Source organism: Sphingobacterium corticibacter, from assembly GCF_003076635.1.
Classification (GTDB): Bacteria; Bacteroidota; Bacteroidia; order Sphingobacteriales; family Sphingobacteriaceae; genus Sphingobacterium; species Sphingobacterium corticibacter.
The window spans coordinates 203,094-223,576 of record NZ_QDKG01000003.1 but is presented as its reverse complement, the minus strand read 5'-3'; the positions used below and the strand labels follow the sequence as shown (position 1 = coordinate 223,576).

Below are 20,483 nucleotides of genomic sequence, written 5' to 3'. Positions count from 1 at the left end.
TTTTTTTGAAAATTCTTCTTTTTGGTAAAAAAAATATTTAATCTTTATCACTTTGGAAATAAAGCTATCTTTATTTCCGCCAGATCAAGATTTACATTATAAAATCTATATCCGCAAATTGCCTATTTAAATAACCTATGACATTATTATTGAATTTTTTAAAATTATGGAATCAGTACTCGTAACGCTTAGGAGCTTTTCTCCTTCTTATCAAAATATCTTCGATGAAAATAGAATTCCGAGAATGAATCTCGTTAATGAAATAGAGGACATGTTTGAGAAAGATTGTAAAGTAGTTGTAATAGAGGGAAAAGAAGCGGGTGGTAAGACAGATCTAATGTTACAATTTGCTCAAAAACACTTATTCGACTCCATAAGTTTTTTTATTAACCCTTCTTATAGAGCGTCATACAGGCAGGATTATTTAATGGAGGATATCGGTAGACAATTATATTTTTTCAACAAAAACGAAGCGGCGCCCGCGGAATTCGACATCAATGAATCTGTATTTAATAAGTTGACATTTGATTTGACAACTAGTCCAGGAAGAAAAAACAAGCCTGTATACTTCATTTTGGACGCCCTGGATCAGATAGATAAATCTGACTTTGAATTACTCAAAAACATCCTTCAAAATTTACCTTGGAATACTAATAATTTTTATTTTTTGATATCAGGAAATTTAGAAGAATTAAGAAAAATTCTTCCTATTCCTTGGTTAAAAAACTCAAAATCTCTACGTGTCCCAAGATTTACTGAGTCAGAGACAAAGAAGTTATTTGAGTTAGATGATTCAACCGAATCTCAAATTTTCCTACGTGAAGTTCATGATACCTGGAAGGGACACCCTGAAAGCTTGACTCAGGTAAAGCGGATCATTGATAGCGGTATATCTAAAGATGATTTTCTTAAAGATTTTAGTATCTCCGAAAAAAATGACTTATTAGATATTGAATGGAAGAGAGCCAATATAGATGGTTTAAATTTAGAATCTCTTAAGGTTTTTCTCATTGCTGTTCTTGCTTTCGACGATAATGTAAGAGGCACAAATAGAATTGCCAGCATCTTAAATGTTACTCCAGTTGACGTCGAGAATGCTATTGGAGAAATTTCATTTTTGACTAAGAATGAGGATAACGTAACATTTGTTTCAAACTCATATAGGCAATTTGCAATTCATAAATTAGGTCAATTTGAGAATGAGACCAATAGTAGGCTTATAAATTTCTATACAACAGTTGACGACTTAAATTCAATTCTTCATTTGCCTAATTTGTTTCAAAAGAATAATGAATGGGGAAACATAGTGCAATTATTAACTGTAGATAATTTGGACCTAATCATCTCTAATAGCAAGTCCTTTTCTGACATAAAAAAACAAATTAATTACGGATATAAAGCGGCAAAAAATATAAAAAATGCTTATGGTGAAATATTTAGGTTTTCGCTTCATCGCAGCGTACTTACTGGATTACAATCAAGCGATATCAGAAAAAATAAAATTAGGTCATACATTGTCCTTGATAGGCCTGAAGATGCTTTAAGTATTATAACGAATTCTGTCTTAAAGGAAGATAGATTGAAAATGCTTGTTTTTTTCGTTCAGTATTCTAAGATAGAAAAGAAGGAAGTGGATTCCGCAATTATTGGCGAAATCAAGGATCTTCTATCTGATGTAGATGCAAGCTATTTGAGGGAAAATTTGATGGAAGTTGCCATTGGTCTAGCGTACTTTTTACCGAATGAAGCGATTAATGTGATCGAAAAAGCTCTAAATCTTAAATCTGATAATAACTCAATAGAGTGGCTAATGGGGATTATAGGTATGATAGCCCATAAAAATCAAGACATTCAGAATGAAGACTCGCTTAGCATGAAAGACGATTCTGCGAAAAAGGAGTCCTTTGTGGACAAATTTGCGAAATCTATCGGTTACGGAATAAGCGACGTAATGCCAGAGGAAATAATCGATGAAATTAAAAAAGTGGAGAAGGCTTCTGATCGTATTTTTCTAATGAGAAAATGGATAAAAGGTAATCCCACTTGTTATAATATTAAAGAGATTATGGATTTTACATTAAACTTATTAGCTCAGGAATCTTCTTCGATCAAACCTTCTACAGAAACATTATTTGATATAGTTTTTCCGCTAAAGTTTTTTGTAAAAGAGGATCTTGTTAAATCTATGATTAGGAGAGTCGATGAGCTTATGCTCAATATAAATTCACCAACTGTGGGAAAGGTCATGCTTCATATTGTTATTGTAGAGGCACTGATGAATGTGGATGTTGAATTAGCAAATAATAGAACTATAGATCTAATTTCGTTTGTTGATAATCAGGGTGATGTATGTATACAGCTAGAAAGCTACTCTAATCTATTAAGGATGTACAGCGAAATGAGAGTAAACCCAAGACTTAATCTTGATGATATACTCTTAGATGAAAATTTCCTTAAAAGTGAAATGGATAAACTTTTGGATGTATTTTTAAAATCAATTGCGAATCAGTATGAGGAGATTGAAACTACATTGCAAATTTTGTCAAAATTCGATCTCGGATTTGCACTTAACATTTCTTCTAAGCTTAATACTTTAAAAAGAAGAGAGAGAGCATATTTGTGTTGTTTGGAATCTTATCTGGATAATGAATTTGTAATTTGGCAATATGATGATATCGAATATCTCATAAATCAGATATCGTCTATAAGTTTAAAATCTGAAGCAATAGAACATGTTTTTATTCGTTTGTACGAATCGATGGACACATCTAAAAACAATAAGAAGTTTATAATTGATTTACTGCCATTAATCGATAATATTGGAAATCATGAGGCTAGGTGTCGTGTGTTATCTATTAGTATTATTTTGTTAGGTATGCCTCAAACAAATAATCCTCAATACGTACCTCGATATGATGGGTTAATAGAAAAACTCAATAGGTTCTTATCAAATCACTACTCAAAAATAGAAAACCCATTAAAAAAAATTAAAATGGGCTACAAAATTGCATCGTCGCTAGGTGGTTATCAGAAATGTTTAGCTGAAGATTATTTTGATTTAGCGGAAAGTACATCGAAGGATACTACATTTGAGGATGAGATACATCTTGGCTTACTGTGCGAATCTATACGAATAACCATTAGAATATTTTCTGGCCTCGTAAAGCGTAATGATCTAACCCATCAGAAGATATCTTCATTGATAACACAGGTGCCTACTAAAGGTGAGCAACTAATGCTCTGGGCTGAATTATCAGTACGCCTATCTTTAGCGGGTAAGACTGATCTTGGGAAGCAAATAGTGAGTTCAAAATTATTGCCAACGTTGGATAGTTATAAGAAGGATTGCAACCACGATGATTTTTTCAGAATGTTGACACGAGTCGCTTCAGCAATCCACTTATCCCAGCCTGCCACATTAGAATTATACTTGAACTCTATGAATACTGAGGAAAAAGAGATAATTCTACCGATTATTTTTGCAGTATTACTCACAAACTGTCATGAAAGAGATCCATATGACGGATTAGGTGGATCAGCTCATTTCACTTTTCAAACTGCAATTGATTATTTAGGACTTTTAGAGTATGCAGAGACAGATTCTATGATTTACCATTACATTAGGAATCTTTCTAGAATAGCTAAAGCGAATCCGACAAATTTTACGCGTATTCAAAAAGGTGATTTATATTTAAAATTAACAGACTTGATCAAACGTAAGCTTCCTAATAAAGATAAGGGAATAAAACACGATGGTTATTTATTAAGTGCTTTAGCTTGTACAGAAGTCTTTAATAATTCAAGCTTAGAAAAAATTAATAAAAAATTATCTGAAATTGAAAATCAGGTGCCTGCTATTGAAAATACTACTGATAGAGCTGTGGTGTTTCTTAATATTGGATCTGAATATGAAACAAATAAAAAGAAGAGAAACGAATTATATAAGTTAGCTTTTTTAGAAATAGAAAAAATCCCATCTATAAAAGAAAGAATATCAATGTATGAAGCTGCTCTCGAGCTTGTTTCTAAATCATCTATCGAAATGTTTAATCAATATATAAAGATAGTCGAAAGAGATATTTATAAATTGGATGATACCGAGCAATATCCAACATTCAAAAAGCTTGTCGACCTTGCTTATAGATGTGATAAAAACATAGCTCAGCGATTAATCTCGAATCTTGATACAGACCCTGCAAGGAAAAAAATGTCCGAACCAGCGAATGATCATTTTGAAAAGCTTGATCTTGAAAACTCGGCTCAAACGGATTATTCCAATATTGGTAAAATTAAGGAAAGAAGTGAAAAATCTAACCTAGCTTGGAGTTTGTTAGGACAACTTAATTCTGACAAAAGAAAGTCAAGAGATAATGCTGAAACTATTTCTTTCCTACATTCCGCATCAGTTATGCCGTTTTTCTTTTCAATACCTTTGTATGAGTTTTTTATTGAGAATATTATTAAATCTGACGATAAAGACAATTTACTTTTATCACTTTATGATTCGGCGACTGCCAATGGCAGGTTATGTTATAACTTGATTTGTAATATATCTAACAAAAATTCTAGCGCAATGAATTATCACATCGGTACAGGGAATAACAGTATAATTGTTAATCCCGGGATGCAAGACGAAGCATTCTCTTTTATTAAGAGCTTTGTTAAAAATAGTGATTCTAGAGAGATTTATATAGTTGATCCATATTTTTCTAAGAGAGATATGCATTTTTTAAAGAAGGTAGACGAATGGTGTCATAAATCGTCAACTACGGTTTTAAGTAGTATAGAGGCAGAACCAGACGAGGACTTTACCAAAGGTTCATATAAAGATGCATGGTATGAAGAATCACTTGATAATCCTCCAGAGAATACTTTCATCAGAGCACAGAATCAAGGTAAAAAATCTCCTTTTCATGATAGATACCTTTTATTATATGATAAAAAAATGGGCTTGCGATTAGGGGCGTCGATCAACGGAATTTCTGGAAAAAAGACTTTCGAAATTTCAAAAATGATATCTACGGAAGTTGAAACAGTATACGAGACAATTATACGACCATTTGCTCATCAAAGACTAAAAGAATTTATGGATCAAACTATAAAATACGAATCATTTGATTTTTGAAATGGCTTTTATCCAATTAAAAGAGGCTGTCAAAACTCTGCCAAAAAACGTATATTATTTAAAATTACGTTGAAATGAAGAAGAGAAAAAGGCCTTTAAATAACAAAGAGCAGCTCCTTGAAGCTGCTCTTTGTTATGCGGAGAGGGAGGGATTGGTTTAGGCGCACATTCCCCAAACTCAGTCTTAAACCTCCTTCGGATCGAACCCTGCCCTACGCTTCCGTTCGAATGGCTATAATGCAAAAAATCCCTTGTCTTTCGACAAAGGATTTTTTTGCGGAGAGGGAGGGATTGGTTTAGGCGCACATTCCCCAAACTCAGTCGTAAACCTCCTTTGGATCGAACCCTGCCCTATGCTTCCGTTCGAATGGCTATAATGCAAAAAATCCCTTGTCTTTCGACAAAGGATTTTTTCTGCGGAGAGGGAGGGATTCGAACCCTCGATACGGTCATCCCGTATACAGACTTTCCAGGTCTGCTCATTCAACCACTCTGACACCTATCCGTGAATGGAGTGCAAATATAGTATTTATCCCTATTGAAAACAAGCTGAAAATAGATTTATTAGTTGTAAAAAAATAAGATTCTATACTCTTCAAAGTAATTTCATAGAAGAACAGTAATCTAAAGCGCTTCGTCTTCTTTTTCCCATGCAGTAAGCATCTCCGTCAAAATACGATATTGTTGTAGATACGCTCCACTTAATGCTGGGAAACGCTGATGAAAACCCAAGAAAGCAGATTTAGCTTTTGTATGACCACTTAATGCAGCGGTGAATAATTGATCTGCTAATAGCATTTTATCATCATTTAAAACATCATCTGCAGCTTTGTATCGCTCCAATACTTTTTTGATCGTATTGTCGTCATATAATATCAAGTCGTGATTCACCCGTTTTTCCCGCATTAATTGGCTACCATTATAGGAAAATTTCTCTATCGTCCATACGATTTCGCGCGATTTAAAATCATCACCGATAGGCAACTCATATAACTCCTGTACGAATAACGTATCCTGTTTAAACGCCAATCTAGAAATCGTCATAGCACCCCAGAAATCGATTACGGTATCAGTTTCGCATTCTGCTAGCACGAATTCGGATAACACATCTGGTTGCTGCTCATCCATTACGTAACCGCAAGCTACTATTTTCTTCCCATTAGAATAGGTAAATACCTGATTTGGAGCAGAACTGGTATATATATTTTCGGGACATTTGCAGTCGCTCGCGTTTGATCGTTGCGCTTGATTAATTTCTCCCTGCTGTGCTATAACCGGATTATTGAGTAATACAGCGAAAAATAACGTTGCTAGAATAGGAACAGATATAGAATTCATGTTCAAACTATTTAAAAACCTTCGATATCAACTTACCGATGGTGGCAAAATCATTAATATTATTTACGGATCTCGATTCTTGCGCAATATCGCGTTCTTTAGAGAACGGATATATTAGAATATAGTTGTTGTCCACCGCCTGTCTATTCAAATAATCCGGTACGGCGTGCATTTGTGAAGCATAGCTAAATAAATTGCGATCGGCCATCACAATAATGAGTCCCTGATCGCGTCCAAGATCTTCCGCCTTTTGCTGCGCCTCTTCCCAAGTCGCTATTTCGCTCATCTCAGCTTCGATATTGGACTTTTTCAGAATGCGTTGTAGCACAGCAATCATGGCCGCGGTGGCATAGAATTGCATAGTAGCGCCCGAGTTTTTGGCGATATTCCAGATCCGAAGTAATGCGTAGAAGAATCCGGGTTCACGATCCGCTCCCGGTGGAATCAAGACGACATAATTCTTTATAGTAGAAAGCGGCTGAATCGCATGATACAACATCAGATTGACATGCTCATTTTTGAGATATCCATTATACAAATTATAGATAAATGAGGGTGTAAAGCCACGCTCCTTCTGCAATCCGATGATCAAATCTGTTACCTCATTTTCCTTGATCACGTTATTAATTCCCGATACGACCGAGCTATCATAACGCTTGATTGGCGTAATCAAGGTGTCGGCAGAAGCCCCCAATTTCACGGCATTATCCAAAATCTTTTCCGCATTTTTCAACGAAGATTCTTTGGTTTCCTCGTTGATTACGTTCATCACATACACGCCTTCTTTTGTGCCTTTATTCTTAATCAGCAGACCTAGATTGATCATCTTTTGCGTCATCTCTTCATTATTGATGGGCATCAAGATCTTCTCTTCTTGTCCATCACTATCCGACACGGTTTTCTCATTCTCTGCTTCCGCAATGCGTTGGGCACTGGACATCGATACGAATGAAGAAATGGTACAAGAAACTAAAATCAGTAGAATACTGCCGTTGAGTACATGTTCACTAAGCAATCGAATAGGTTCGCCATTGGGTGATTCGCCCAAAATTATATTGTAACCGACGAGTACTGCTGCCAACGTAGCTGCTGCAGATGCGGAACTCATACCAAAGATCAACATCCCTTCATCTTTGGTAAAGCGGAAAGTTTTTTGTGTTAAGATCGCTGCCGCATATTTACCACCAATAGAAGCTACCAACATGACTGCTGCAACACCGAGTGTTTCCCAGCTACTAATGAAAGCGCGAAAATCAATTAACATACCCACGCTAATCAAAAAGAAAGGTATGAACAGGGCATTTCCGACGAATTCTACGCGATTCATCAGCGGTGAGGTGTGCGGAATTAATCGATTCAAAGCCAATCCGGCAAAAAATGCCCCAATGATAGCTTCTACTCCCGCAAGTTCTGCCAAAAGCGCTCCCAAGTAGATAATCACCACAACGAAAATGTATTGGGAAATTTTATCGTGAATTGTTTTGAAAAACCAACGAGCAATGATTGGAAATACAAAAAGTACGATCAACGAAAAAAGAATCATGGATACGGTAAGCTGCACCCAAAATGCCGTTCCGACTTCTCCTTGTGTCATGCCGACCACAACGGCTAACACTAGTAACGAAAGCACATCAGTAATCATGGTACCGCCGACGGTAACGTTTACGGAGATTTTCTTTGTCACCCCCAAACTGCTGACTAATGGATATACAATGAGCGTGTGCGAGCTGAATAAACTAGCGAAGAGAATGGAGGTTAACAAGGAGAAATTGAGTATGTAATATCCTCCTAAAAGTCCTAAAGCAAATGGTACAGCAAAGGTATAAATAGAGAAAGTAATACTTTTCCATTTGTTCTTTTTGAAGTCGCCCATATCAATTTCTAATCCTGCTAAGAACATGATATAAAGCAATCCCGTCGTACCAATTACCACAACGCTGCTGTCGCGCAGCAAAATATTGAACCCATTTGGCCCGACGATTGCACCCGCAATAATTAGCCCTAAAAGATGGGGTACTTTAATTTTATTTAATAGAATCGGAATAAAGAGAATAATCACCAACTCAATTAAAAACTTGATGATAGGATCTTCTACCGGCAAAGTGAATCCGTGTATAGCTAAGTTTACCATGTTTTATTTTGATCTCGGCGTTAAAAGTACGGAAAATACTAGTTTGCAATTGTCTGCTCCGGTATTGCGTTTCTGTCCACGTAGCTGTCGGCTGCTTATTTCGGAAAATGACAATAAAGATGCTGGGCTGGCACTTTCCCGATCTTGTTCTTTCAAGGTTAGTTCATTTCTATTTGCAGAGGCTGTCGCCAAATAGGTTTTTGGAGACTTTGCCTTTCCTGCAACTTCTAAATAAAGACCCGTACTATCTGAAAGAAAACTCCAATGTTCCGTGCGTTGATCGCCTATTACATAACCACGACAAGTGGTCGATATACACACCAATCTACTCTCCCATTCTCCAATCAAAGAATCTGTCCATGCGGCATTCATGATGATCGTGTCAAGTTGAACCGTATTGATTTGCGACAAACTATCTCGCATCCGTACAAGAACTTGATAATCTTTGGTAATGGAGTCGATCTGTTTTTCGCGTTCTAAAAGTGCCGCCTCGCGTTTATCTAATTCGACAGATTTTGAGTTATCGCCACCGCAGGCCGATAGGAAAATAATAACAATTGCAGATAGATATAAAGATGTCTTTTGCATCGTAAATTTCGTTTGGATTTGATAGAATATGGTCTACCTGATTAACTCGGAATGACTCCATTTGTTTTTCTGTTGCCATAATAATATCGCTATGACTTTCATCGCTCGTTTGAAAATACGAATCGTTCCCATTTTGAGCTGCCACGTGATCTGGAAATATCGTGTAAGCGCACATAGAAACAATAAGTCTAATAAAATGAGTAAACATACAGAGATCAACTTTTGGTGGTAAATCAACAGCAACGTTTTAAGAATCGCCATTATATTTATAGCACAATAATATTGTAAAAAATATAAATTTTACCATAATAAGGTATTTTTTAACACTAATTAGGAACTTTACTGAATTTCACTTAGCAACTCTTTGATCAGTGAGCTTATTTGAGCCACCATGCCTTTCTTACGATACTCATCGGAATGTTAGATTTCTTTTTGTAAATGATCGTTCCAACGATAGCAAGAAAAATAGTTGTAAACCGAAATACATTAGCATAAACTCCACCTAAAGCTGTGTCATCCACATTAAAAATCAACCAATATAGATTCATAAAACAGTGTAAAAAGATGGCCGTCCAAAGGTTAAAGTTCCATTCAGTATAAATCCATGCAAACAAGATAGATCCTAGAAACGTAATCATAAATATTCCAGCCAGTTCAGTAATATCTGTACTTTGATAGAGGTGAGCTACGCCAAAAAGCAGTGAACCTAGAAAAATAGCGGGTAGAAAACCTAAGCGTGTGAATCTATACAGCATACCAAATAGAAAACCTCTATAAATAAGCTCTTCGAAAAACGCCGATGAAATGGTATTTATAATAATGGTTTCAACAGATAAACTAGTCAGTTCAAATTTCAATGTAAAAGCGACCAACATCGGCAAAGTGCATAAAAAAGCGAAGCACACGCCAAGAAGCAGATTGCCATTTAACCCTAAATTTCTAGGTATATCAGGGATGCTTTTCCGCAGCAGAGCTGTCGTTAGGAATAGCGGAATAATAGTTATACTATAAGCAATAACATGTCCTAATGCTTTGGATTGTGTCCAAATCGTAACTTGTTTTTGGCAGAGCGAAAAGAGAGTACTGTCGACTAAAAAATAAACAATAAATCCGATAGCAAAGGTTAGATAGTAGGTACGTTTATGCATATTCATTTCGTATTTCAGGCAAATGTAATCTGCCTGACCAATACGAAATAGTCAAAAGGGACGACTAGCAAGCTTTAGGGACGAGTGTTCAACTTTTTAAGAAATGAGATAGTTGTACTAACATATTTTCTAGAAACACGAAGAGGCTTATCCACATTTTCGACCGAAATCTTGTAGCCAGCGCTATTTCCTTTAAAACTGACGACTTTGTTAAGATTAACCACTAATGAACGATGCACTTGTTGTATGCCATCAGCATGCAACTGTTCTATTAATTTGGTCAACGAAATTCTAATCATTTTATGCTGCAACATGCTGTTCTGGTAGAAATAGAGTTTACAATAATTATCAGCAGATTCGGCATACAAAAAATCACTGCAGCTAATTTCTAAACTATCCACTGCATAATCAGAGGCAATGTACAGTTTTAAATCATCCTGATCGGATGATGCAAACTCTTTTGTCACAACCTCGCTCCTGCCTATGATTTCAACTTTTTTATTATTTAGATAAATATACCTTCCCAACAGATAAATGATCAATATCGGAGCAGATAATGCCAATGTGTATAAGAGCATATACATATAGTTTTCAATAGACATGGGAATCTTGCTGATAAAGATCGTATTGTAAAGGTATGACAGCAGCGAAATGATCAAAAGTATTTGTGTCATTTTAAGGATTTCTAAACCAAGAGTCCATGTCTTTTTTTGTTTAGGAATCAGTAGTCCAACAACTAAGAATGCTATAGTGGCTATAAAAGCATATGGGAAAAGCAGTACATATTTGTATTCGTGATTGAATTGGCTGGTGCCAAATGGTTGATAGATTAACAAAAGAATGTAAATTAAAACTCCCGCAAGTGCTGATGTCCAAACAAGCTCCTTGCGAGTTTCACAATTAGGATTTGGATAGGTGATTCGTAGCATATGCTCTAAAAATTGAAATTCGTTTATGATTTACTTTTTTGCCGAAATGGGCACTTCTAATTTAAGAATAAAAGTGTGCATAAATGAGTTTTAGATTACTTTTGGAACTGTTGCTTCAGGCTTAAAATCACATTTGATTGACATTATATTGCACGATAGACTTTATGATATTGCTTTCTACGGAGCTAAACTCAATGAAATAGGCGAAGTTTGTAGTTTTACTTGCTTGGATCATGTGTCCTTTGCAGGCGCCGAAATTACCAGAAGATGTGATCTTTTCTAGGTTTAGATGCTCTAATTTCTTTTGACTATTTAAGTATAATTGCAAATCATCTTTCGAGAGTGTTTGCGATTTTTCTACTAAATGAAAGGAAAAATCAGTGTGTAGTGTATTATTGATTTGATCCCAATGCCCCTGATGCCACGCTATTAAAAAGTCTTTTACCAAACGTTTTTCGGGACAGTTATCGCAATCTGTTGGAGTAGTAATTTTCATATGGTATTTTAGTTTAATGGCAGTTCCAATTATAAGGTTCTATTTACTATGAATCTTCTGTGTGTTGCTTCAGATGGAAAACCGTACCTGCTGGATCTTGAATCCAGTGCATATTATCAGGCAATTCTTCTAATTCGTCGCAGGTGTTTATTAAATTGTCATCGAGGTATCTTTTGGTTTGCACCACATCAGTAACTGTTAGTTGTAGCCAAGTTTCGGAATGGGTATAATTATCGACACAATCCAGCCATATTATATTATGTCCAAATTCTACTTTATGCGTTCGAGATACGGTTTTATGATTAATCGGTTGTTCACTTACAACTAATTGAAGGATATTCTTATAGAAAGATACCGTTTGATCATATTTTGCTTTCGGAATTTTAATTGCAATATTTACCCCAGCTTCAAATTTTGGATTCATTTCAAATCATGTTTTAAGTTATGTAGCATGGATCGTAGATAATCCTGTCTAATAACAAACATAGATAATTCCTTTCAGCTCAAAATTGTCATAGGATAAGAATGTCATATCACAGCTACACATGATCAGGACACCCGTAGCTTCTGAGGTCTAGATATTCATTGATCACCTATTATCGCGTAACCACGTAACGGCTTTCTGTACTTTAAGATCCTTGGAAAGATCCTCAAAATGATCTCCTCGGGTAATGATAATATCTGGAACAATGTTTTCAGAATAAATTCTTCCAGAGCGATCGGCAGGGTAATTCACGGCTAAGTTCAAACCAAGATCTTCAGTGAGTGGAAAACCAGTGCTGATGTTGGAGATATTCCGATTCAATTAAAGAGTTTTATAAAAGAAATCATTCGGCCTTCTGGCTTGTCGATAAGTGATGTTCGACGTACCGTTGAAAATGCAGAATATGGTGGTGCTTCATTTGTATTGGACGGTAAAAGAACCCTATTCCGAGTAGCTAAAACTACAGCGAATAAAGAAGGACAATTTGTTGCTTTGTATAATCGATCGGCTACTACAGGCAAAATAGTCCCTATTCATGTAGATGATGGCTATGATTTTGTTTTGATCGCGACCTATAATGACCTACACCGAGGTGTTTTTGTTTTTTCCCGTGATGTACTATCAGACAAAGGAATTTTAAGCTCTGAGAACAAAATAGGTAAGCTTGCTTTTAGGATATATGCACCCTGGGTCGATACTAAGAACGCACAAGACACTAAATCGCAGCAATGGCAGTGTCACTATTTCTTAGCATTAGATAGGCATACGACAGACGATCATGATAGTCAGAAAGCCACTGTAGAAAAGTACCATAATGTGGTTGTTGAAAGCTTTTTAAGACTTTTGTAGCCATCTGAGTAAGTAATCAAGACATTGTATGGTGTCAATTACGATGGTTCGTGTAATAAATCCGTGAAAGACGAGGTAAAATTAAATAATACCCCTATTTTAGGAAGGTAAACCATCGAACTATGAACAAAATCTACCATTTCTCCTTATCGTTGTGCTTATGGCTTCTGTTGGGAGCGTGCTCGGCGCAAGAAAGCTTTAGAAATCCAGTGATTTCTGGGGACCTTCCCGATCCTAGCGTTATTCGAGTGAATGATACATATTACGCTACTGCTACATCTTCCGAATGGGCACCTTTTTATCCTTACTTCAAATCCAAGGATTTGGTAAACTGGACACAAATCGGTCATATCTTCGAGGTACAGCCCGAATGGACAATTTCCTCGTTTTGGGCGCCAGAGCTTTATGAGTTGAATGGAAAAGTATATTGTTACTACACCGCTCGTCGACGTAGTGATGGTATCAGTTGCATCGGTGTGGCCGTCGCGGAAACCCCCGAAAGTCCTTTCATAGATCACGGCATCATTATAGAACACGGAAAGGAAGCCATTGACGCCTTTGTTTTTGACGATGATGGACAATTGTATATTACTTGGAAAGCATACGGGCTAGATGATAGAAATATTGAAATTGTAGGAAGTAAATTATCCGCTGACGGTTTACGCTTAGAAGGTGAGCCCTTCTCTATGTTACGCGACGATGAGGGTATTGGAATGGAAGGTCAATATCATTACAAGGAAGGCGATTATCATTACCTAATCTATGCTGCGCGAGATTGTTGTGGTCCAAAAAGTAATTATGATGTAAGAGTGGCTCGCTCTAAAAACTTTGCCGGTCCTTATGAAAAATACGAAGGAAATCCAATCTTAGTTGGTGGTACCGAATATGTATCGGTGGGACATGGAACTGGAGTTAGAGGATTAGACGATGAACTATATTATTTATGCCATGGTTATCTTTCTGGCGACGATGTATATCAAGGTCGACAGCCGATGCTGCAGCAAATAAAGATGAATAAAGAAGGTTGGCCATATTTTGTAACTGGTAAAGAAGCGGCTAGAAACCAGGCCATTGGCAAAGCAACTCAGAAACAACAATCGAAAAATTTTGAAGATTCTTTTGATGGACAAAAACTGAAGCCCGAATGGACTTGGAATTATCCATATGCTACTAATCAGTGTGAAATCAAAGATCAGCAACTTCAATTGAATGGCATTCCGACATCAGATAATCAGTATGGCACCGTCATGTGTGTGCGGCCAATAACGTCACATTATAGCTTCGAGACCATGGTGACGAATAAAAACGCCTCGTCCAAGGGACTAACACTTTACGGAGACCACAAAAACCTTATATATCTGAGTGTACAAGGCAATGAAATATCATTAAAATCGGTACAAGATGGGAAAGAAATGGTGTTAGTTAAAAATGACGGCCATACAGCCTTTCTGAAAGTCGAAGTGAGCCGTGGAGTTTATTGCGATTTCTTCACCAGTGTAGATGGTAAAGATTGGAAAAAAATAAATCAAGAAGTGGTTGATGCGACACCGCTTACACGTTGGGATCGTGTTGTACGCCCTGGACTTATCCATGCTGGAAGTGGTGACGAACCTGCGATTTTTGATTATTTTAAGATAAGTAATTTGTTGTAATTCAATGTCGTATGATAAAACAGCAAATGGTTGAAGTTTTTGACTTCAGCCATTTGCTGTTTATTATAGTACCGCTTTTAGCTTTGTTAAAACTTGTTCGACGAACTCAATTCAAATAGGTAGTCAACATGGCGCGCAGAGCTTCGACATCCACCGAATAGGTCATAATCTTTCCTTCGTGATCAAAAACAAAAATATCACCACCCGAATTGCTCATTTTATACTTTTCCCAGATACCATTTTTATCATTCAGTTCGATGAGATTAAGCCAAGGATAACCATCACGATTGGCCGCTTGTATTCCGTCATTAAGTGACCTTTCTCGTGCGACACCTACTATTTCTAAACCTTTGCTTTTAAAATCGTCGTATAGCGAGATCAATTCGATGCCTTTTTTGCGGCAAGGTAAACACCAAGATCCCCAAAAGTGTACAATGGTCACTTTACCATTTAATAGTTCCGATAGTCGATAAGTTTTACCATTGAAATCTTGCGCTTCAAAGTCAATATATTTAGCTCCTTTAAAGATGCTATTATGGGCTTTTAAATACGTGTCAATTTGGTTCGAAAGCTCACTGCTGGCATAATTAGCTTGATATTGATTCCAATACAAGGATTCCAAATCGGCCATCGTTACTTTTAAAAAGGTTTTAGATTTACTTCCAGCAAGAATTAGTAATTTGTTTAAATCGCGCAGTCCGATCAGATCATTCCTATTGCGTACATTGTCGATCATCCAAGCTAGATAATCTGCATACTGATTCTCGTATTCTTTTTCCAAACTATCCAGAACCTCCATTTTCTGCAAAACTATTAGATCAGTATGCCTATCCGAAGATTCAACAGGTTTTTTTCCTGAATCAGCTGTGGGTTCGAGGAGGGATAATAATTGATTCTCAGCCTCATTGATCATTTCTTCTAGCTGCCAAAATGGGAATTTCTGATTCATCAGTCTATTATACTGATCGAGTTGATTGTTATTTGGCGTGCCACTGAGTTTATTTTTTCGATGTATTTCCAAAGCGTACAGTTCCATCGTAACGGATCCTGATTCTGCAAAAAATACGATAGGCTTGGAAAGACCTTGAGCAAGCTCATCTGCGAACACTAACTCATAACTCTCGATCTCCTCACTATTTAGTTCAAAAGAAAAAGCCCCATTTTTTACGGAGATATTTTGTAAAGGAAATCTTGGATCATCCCCCTCTTTTATGAGAATGAGCTCTGTGCTATAAGGCCGGTCTATTACGATTCCTGAGACCCTACATATTCGCGGCTCACTGAAACCAATTTTACCATATACCGAAGGAAGTGTAAGGAAAATATAGCTGATGAATAGAATATAGGATTTCATTGCGTTTAGATGTATATCAGTAAGGATTTTGGGCAAACCGCATTTAAATCTAACTAATATTTGCTACAATTTCACCATGGCGAGATGTTTTTTTCGTTGGTTTGCATATTTCGTTTTACCATTATGAAGAATACTTGTAAGGATTGTCCCTGCTCTTGTCCGGATCATAATGCAAGCCCGGGCTCAACCAATATAATAAGACGACTCGGGAATATCGGTAATTGAATGGAGCAAGCAAAAATACACCAATAAAGATCGTCACAAGGTACAACCACACATTTTCAAGATTTCCTGTCAGAATGTAGGTTGCTACTGCAATAGTAATCATCTGTGCCACATTAAAAGCGTAGCTGACAAACATAGAGACATAAAAATAGCCGGGTTCACGCTCGAATTTGAAATCACAATGCGGACAGTTCACATTCATTTTTTGCGCTTTCAACCCATACATAGAATTGGCAAATATATCACCACGTCTACATTTTGGGCATTTGGCGTGCAGCGCTGCGTTAAATTCGGTCGGGACTGTAAATGTCTGTGGATTGCCGCTATTTTTTATATTTTCCATGATCTTATTTTTTAAAAGTCTTTTTTCTAAACTCATCCGGTGTTATTTCTTCATACTTTTTGAAAAATTTGGTGAAGTAAGAATTGTCACTGAAATTGAGTTGCAATGAAATTTCGCTGATCGATAAATCCAAGTTGACTAATAATCGCTTCGCTTCCAACAATACACGTTTGCGGATCACCTCTCCTGCAGACATACCCAATAGATCATTGCATAAAGCATTGAGATGATTAGGCGTAATGTAAAGCAATTGCGCATAATCTTTCGGTAGCCGTAGCGTTGCGAAATGGGACTCAATTAATCTTTGAAAGTTTTTCAATAGCAGATAGTTATAGTTTGGAATGTAACTTTCTGAGTTTTGTACGGCAATATCTGATATCTGCATAAACATATCCAAGAGATGCACTCTAATATGATCTTCGCTGAAGTTGGTTTTCTCGTTTCCGATCCGAAGCACTTTTTCAAAGCCCATTTTGATCGAGTCTTGATTATCCAACGGAATTTGTATGACAGAATCCTTGATCACACCTTGAAAGAAGCTAAAGCGCTGTATGTAATCAGACAACAATAAAAACGATTGAAAATAGTTTGTTGAGAAGTTAAGCACATAGCCATCAGCAGGCTCTTCAAAACTCCAGCTATGGACTTGACCAGGAATCATAAAATAAATTTGCCAAGGTCTTACCTCAAACTGTTCGAAATCGATGGAGTGCGTGCCGCTTCCCGCCGTGAATAAAACTACATGAAAGAAACTGTGTCGATGTGGATGATGTAAATGTCGATGTGTTTGCGAATATGAACCGAACCTACCTACATAAATATCATCGTGTTGAAAGCCGCCGATACTTGGAATGTTGTAAATAGGAATCTCATTGTTCATGCCTCAAAGTTACGGCAGAATCGCTACAAAACGTGGTACTCTTTACTTAGATAATGGTATTTTTCAACGATTTGTCTGGCTTGTACTAATAACTTCCAATGGTTTGTCAAAGAAATCATCCTATTTATCATCGGTATTCATAGAATCAAAGACTAAATTTAGATTTTTATCGCAGATGACAACTCTTAATAGCGAATCTATACGACTGTTTGAAGTAGTAAAAAGGTCGTAAAACAAAAAATGTGGTCACTTTTTAGAAGAACACCACATTAAAGTTGCATATTTTTTGCCAAACTTGGCGTATATCTAGCCTTCTTGCGGCGTGATATCTAGCAATTCAATATCGAAAATCAACGTACTAAAAGGCGGAATTTTACCCGCGCCACCTTCTCCATACGCTAAATTATAAGGAATAAAAAAACGGTATTTTGAACCTTTCTGCATCAATGGCAACGCAATCTGCCAGCCGGGAATCACGCCATCCAGACCGAAAGTGATGGGCTCACCGCGATCATAGGAGTTATCAAATGTAGATCCATCTAGTAGTTTTCCGATATAATGTACGGTTACTTCGTCTTCCTTTGTTGGTTGTTCGCCAGTGCCTGGTTGTAAAACGACGTATTGTATGCCCGAAGAGTCTACCACCACACCTGCTTGTTTTTTATTTTCTGCAAAAAAACGATCGCTTTCTTCTTTGAATACAGCAGATTTAGCTTCTTGCGCAGCCATTAATTGCTGGCGAATAATTTGTTGCACTTCTTGTTCTCCGAATAAACTTGCTTCGCCAGCTAATGCTTTCGAGAGTGACTCGCTGACAATTTGAGCATTGATAGGTATACCAATAGATTTAATAGAACGAGCAATGTCTTGACCTAAATCGTAGGACAATGAATCGGCACCTGATTGTAATTGTTGCGCAGAAGAGTTGAGCGCGAATAAACCTATAAAGGCGGCTCCAGCAATAATTTTCATGTATTATTTATGTTTTTCTATAATATCGGCAATGATCTGCGCGGTATTATCTGGGTAATCAACCGCTACCCGAGATTTACTGTACAACCAAGACTCGATATCGTATTCGTATTTTCGTTTTAAACTTTTGATTACAGGCACGCCCATCTCTCGTAAAGAAGCGGCATTCAGATGCTGCTCATATTGATTCTTCATGGGAATGACCAATAATTTTTTGCCCAAATATAAGGCTTCTGCTGGAGTCTCAAAACCAGCGCCGCATAATACGCCAGAAGAATGTGCCATGCTTTGTACAAATGCGTCGCTATTGATAGGATTGATGTGTACGTTTTTTACGACAAAAGGTTTCTTATTGTGCTTAGAGAACACCTCCCACTTAACATCCTCAAATCGAGACAAATGCTTAAGTAAATGACCGTCATCGTACGATGGCAAATACACGGTATAATGACCGCGATCAGTCACGTCCAACTCGCGCACAGATTGACGAATAACGGGCGTGTAAATTCGGTTGGAGTAGGATTTGAAATGAAAGCCATAAGAAATGGATGCTGGGGCATAATTTTTCATGATGAATTTGCCCAGCGTATCTGTTTCTGCAGGCTTGGGACTCAATGGATCGAGCGCCCCGATCTGATGGCTCAAACCGATGCACGGAATATCTTTGAGGTGACACGCCCACGCCGAAATAGGTTCAAAATCATTAATCACTAAATCATACTGATCCACAGGTAGGCTATTGATTTCCTTCGAGAGTTTGCGAACAGTGGAACTCATAAAAGTACGCCACAGATCTACCCCGCCGTGCTTGCCAAAGATAAAACTGAGTCCATGGAGCTTGTGTTTTACCTCAAAAGGCAAAGTAAGATCGGCTTGAATGCCACTGATCAACACATCGACTTCACCATGCTGCTGGAGGCATGGTATAATATCCATGGCTCGAGACAGGTGGCCATTGCCTGTTCCTTGTACAGCATACAGTATCTTCATAAAGTGATTTTTTTATGCCCAATTTAATAAATTCTGATCAAGCTATCCGAATACAACCGTATTTTGACAAAAGCCATAACACCGGCTTAATATCGGGTTAACAAGATGTATTTATAATGAAGTGTCGTACGTAAAGCTCTTAAGCTTATCCTGCAAAACCCTCGCAATCATGTTGAAATATCGTTTTTGCTTGTATCCCATCACCCACTGTATACCTTGCACGGCATTGGTGCAAAATATCTCATCGGCTTCTTTCATAATATCAGGACTGATTTGCGCTTCCACTACAGGAATGCCTTCTTCAGCCGCCATATCCATTACCACTTGTCGCATTACGCCCTGTACACAACCTTCGCTAATGGCGGGTGTATAGAGGGTTTTATCATAATACACGAAAATATTAGAAGTCAACGATTCGCATAAATATCCTTCCTGGTTCAGTAAAAGTACATCGTCATAGCCAAATTTGTTTTTATACAAGCCAGCTGTCACGTACACTAATGCATTGATAGACTTCAATTTGGACAATTCACTGTATGCCTTTTTATATTCATCGTAAAGTCCTACAATTAATCCAACTTTCTTGTCTTTGGTTGGCGTCGTTAACAGGTCCGCTTGCAAAGTGTATGCTGATTTATTCGTTTGGGGTGCATACAGGCCATCGCCAGCACGGTAGACAATAAGACGGATGCGGACATCTTTGCCCATTAAATTGTTCTTACGAATCAATTCTTCGGTCTTGGTGCGAATAAAATAAGCGTCGTATAGTACGTGATCTTCGATGTGCAGCATCTGTAAAGATTCTTGCAATCGTTTCACATGTTGTGTAAGAAAGCGAATGTCGCCATCTCGCCAAAGCATGGTTTCAAAAACACCGTCGCCATAGCGAAAAGCCCGATTTTCTATAGATAGGATCGGGCTATTTTCTGCGACCAGACTACCATTGGAATTTATATAGTGTATGGGCATATAAGTTTTA

At 37.3% G+C, this 20,483-nt stretch carries 17 protein-coding genes and 1 tRNA gene; 3 read left to right on the top strand and 15 right to left on the bottom strand.

What is annotated here, in order from left to right:
• The first annotated feature begins 166 nt into the window (after positions 1 to 166).
• Positions 167 to 5,125: a hypothetical protein gene (locus DC487_RS09735; RefSeq protein ID WP_116775784.1), complete on the top strand. Its 4,959-nt coding sequence runs from the start codon at positions 167 to 169 to the stop codon at positions 5,123 to 5,125.
• 417 nt (positions 5,126 to 5,542) lie between these two features.
• On the opposite strand, the gene DC487_RS09730 is transcribed toward DC487_RS09735, so the two are convergent.
• The 9 genes from DC487_RS09730 to DC487_RS09685 all read right to left on the bottom strand — a co-directional run bounded on the left by DC487_RS09730 (position 5,543) and on the right by DC487_RS09685 (position 12,560).
• A tRNA-Ser gene (locus DC487_RS09730) sits at positions 5,543 to 5,630 on the bottom strand.
• Between the two features lie 119 nt (positions 5,631 to 5,749).
• The gene (locus DC487_RS09725; protein ID WP_116775783.1) at positions 5,750 to 6,463 is read right to left on the bottom strand and encodes a hypothetical protein; all 714 of its coding nucleotides are present in this window, start codon (positions 6,461 to 6,463) and stop codon (positions 5,750 to 5,752) included.
• Between the two features lie 7 nt (positions 6,464 to 6,470).
• A complete protein-coding gene (locus DC487_RS09720; protein WP_116775782.1) occupies positions 6,471 to 8,594 on the bottom strand; it encodes a cation:proton antiporter in 2,124 nt (707 codons plus the stop codon).
• Between the two features lie 3 nt (positions 8,595 to 8,597).
• Positions 8,598 to 9,182, bottom strand: a complete 585-nt coding sequence (locus DC487_RS09715; RefSeq protein ID WP_116775781.1) for a hypothetical protein — start codon at positions 9,180 to 9,182, stop codon at positions 8,598 to 8,600.
• Positions 9,183 to 9,559: 377 nt separating this feature from the next.
• Positions 9,560 to 10,330, bottom strand: coding sequence for a CPBP family intramembrane glutamic endopeptidase (locus tag DC487_RS09705; protein ID WP_165799062.1), 771 nt, complete (start codon positions 10,328 to 10,330; stop codon positions 9,560 to 9,562).
• A gap of 74 nt (positions 10,331 to 10,404) precedes the next feature.
• On the bottom strand, positions 10,405 to 11,259 hold the full coding sequence (locus tag DC487_RS09700; protein WP_116775778.1) for a LytTR family DNA-binding domain-containing protein: 855 nt from the start codon (positions 11,257 to 11,259) through the stop codon (positions 10,405 to 10,407).
• 127 nt (positions 11,260 to 11,386) lie between these two features.
• A complete protein-coding gene (locus DC487_RS09695; RefSeq protein WP_116775777.1) occupies positions 11,387 to 11,755 on the bottom strand; it encodes a hypothetical protein in 369 nt (122 codons plus the stop codon).
• Positions 11,756 to 11,801: 46 nt separating this feature from the next.
• A complete protein-coding gene (locus tag DC487_RS09690; RefSeq protein WP_116775776.1) occupies positions 11,802 to 12,179 on the bottom strand; it encodes a hypothetical protein in 378 nt (125 codons plus the stop codon).
• Positions 12,180 to 12,344: 165 nt separating this feature from the next.
• Entirely contained in the window at positions 12,345 to 12,560 is a 216-nt protein-coding gene (locus tag DC487_RS09685; RefSeq protein WP_116775775.1) for a hypothetical protein, read from the bottom strand.
• Positions 12,561 to 12,599: 39 nt separating this feature from the next.
• Between DC487_RS09685 and DC487_RS09680 the strand changes: the two genes are divergently transcribed.
• Positions 12,600 to 13,088, top strand: coding sequence for a MepB family protein (locus DC487_RS09680; RefSeq protein WP_165799061.1), 489 nt, complete (start codon positions 12,600 to 12,602; stop codon positions 13,086 to 13,088).
• A gap of 122 nt (positions 13,089 to 13,210) precedes the next feature.
• Positions 13,211 to 14,740: a family 43 glycosylhydrolase gene (locus DC487_RS09675; RefSeq protein ID WP_116775773.1), complete on the top strand. Its 1,530-nt coding sequence runs from the start codon at positions 13,211 to 13,213 to the stop codon at positions 14,738 to 14,740.
• A 106-nt stretch (positions 14,741 to 14,846) separates the two neighbouring features.
• On the opposite strand, the gene DC487_RS09670 is transcribed toward DC487_RS09675, so the two are convergent.
• From DC487_RS09670 to DC487_RS09645, 6 genes are all read right to left on the bottom strand, one after another.
• Complete coding sequence (locus DC487_RS09670) at positions 14,847 to 16,094, bottom strand: TlpA disulfide reductase family protein (protein WP_116775772.1); 1,248 nt, start codon at positions 16,092 to 16,094, stop codon at positions 14,847 to 14,849.
• Positions 16,095 to 16,215: 121 nt separating this feature from the next.
• Positions 16,216 to 16,662: a DUF983 domain-containing protein gene (locus tag DC487_RS09665; RefSeq protein ID WP_116776049.1), complete on the bottom strand. Its 447-nt coding sequence runs from the start codon at positions 16,660 to 16,662 to the stop codon at positions 16,216 to 16,218.
• Positions 16,663 to 16,666: 4 nt separating this feature from the next.
• A complete protein-coding gene (locus tag DC487_RS09660) occupies positions 16,667 to 17,542 on the bottom strand; it encodes a helix-turn-helix domain-containing protein (protein ID WP_116775771.1) in 876 nt (291 codons plus the stop codon).
• A 306-nt stretch (positions 17,543 to 17,848) separates the two neighbouring features.
• Entirely contained in the window at positions 17,849 to 18,514 is a 666-nt protein-coding gene (locus tag DC487_RS09655; protein WP_116775770.1) for an FKBP-type peptidyl-prolyl cis-trans isomerase, read from the bottom strand.
• Positions 18,515 to 18,517: 3 nt separating this feature from the next.
• Positions 18,518 to 19,504: a glycosyltransferase family protein gene (locus DC487_RS09650; RefSeq protein ID WP_116775769.1), complete on the bottom strand. Its 987-nt coding sequence runs from the start codon at positions 19,502 to 19,504 to the stop codon at positions 18,518 to 18,520.
• 111 nt (positions 19,505 to 19,615) lie between these two features.
• On the bottom strand, positions 19,616 to 20,473 hold the full coding sequence (locus tag DC487_RS09645) for an aminotransferase class IV (protein WP_116775768.1): 858 nt from the start codon (positions 20,471 to 20,473) through the stop codon (positions 19,616 to 19,618).
• Positions 20,474 to 20,483 lie beyond the last annotated feature (10 nt).

Bases quoted from the DNA above. Each gene is read 5' to 3' on its own strand.
- DC487_RS09645 (WP_116775768.1), bottom strand. From the start codon at position 20,473: ATGCCCATACACTATATAAATTCCAATGGTAGTCTGGTCGCAGAAAAT.
- DC487_RS09725 (WP_116775783.1), bottom strand. From the start codon at position 6,463: ATGAATTCTATATCTGTTCCTATTCTAGCAACGTTATTTTTCGCTGTA.
- DC487_RS09695 (WP_116775777.1), bottom strand. From the start codon at position 11,755: ATGAAAATTACTACTCCAACAGATTGCGATAACTGTCCCGAAAAACGT.
- DC487_RS09660 (WP_116775771.1), bottom strand. From the start codon at position 17,542: ATGAACAATGAGATTCCTATTTACAACATTCCAAGTATCGGCGGCTTT.
- DC487_RS09655 (WP_116775770.1), bottom strand. From the start codon at position 18,514: ATGAAAATTATTGCTGGAGCCGCCTTTATAGGTTTATTCGCGCTCAAC.
- DC487_RS09690 (WP_116775776.1), bottom strand. From the start codon at position 12,179: ATGAATCCAAAATTTGAAGCTGGGGTAAATATTGCAATTAAAATTCCG.
- DC487_RS09700 (WP_116775778.1), bottom strand. From the start codon at position 11,259: ATGCTACGAATCACCTATCCAAATCCTAATTGTGAAACTCGCAAGGAG.
- DC487_RS09715 (WP_116775781.1), bottom strand. From the start codon at position 9,182: ATGCAAAAGACATCTTTATATCTATCTGCAATTGTTATTATTTTCCTA.
- DC487_RS09720 (WP_116775782.1), bottom strand. From the start codon at position 8,594: ATGGTAAACTTAGCTATACACGGATTCACTTTGCCGGTAGAAGATCCT.
- DC487_RS09705 (WP_165799062.1), bottom strand. From the start codon at position 10,330: ATGCATAAACGTACCTACTATCTAACCTTTGCTATCGGATTTATTGTT.
- DC487_RS09650 (WP_116775769.1), bottom strand. From the start codon at position 19,504: ATGAAGATACTGTATGCTGTACAAGGAACAGGCAATGGCCACCTGTCT.
- DC487_RS09665 (WP_116776049.1), bottom strand. From the start codon at position 16,662: ATGGAAAATATAAAAAATAGCGGCAATCCACAGACATTTACAGTCCCG.
- DC487_RS09675 (WP_116775773.1), top strand. From the start codon at position 13,211: ATGAACAAAATCTACCATTTCTCCTTATCGTTGTGCTTATGGCTTCTG.
- DC487_RS09670 (WP_116775772.1), bottom strand. From the start codon at position 16,094: ATGAAATCCTATATTCTATTCATCAGCTATATTTTCCTTACACTTCCT.
- DC487_RS09735 (WP_116775784.1), top strand. From the start codon at position 167: ATGGAATCAGTACTCGTAACGCTTAGGAGCTTTTCTCCTTCTTATCAA.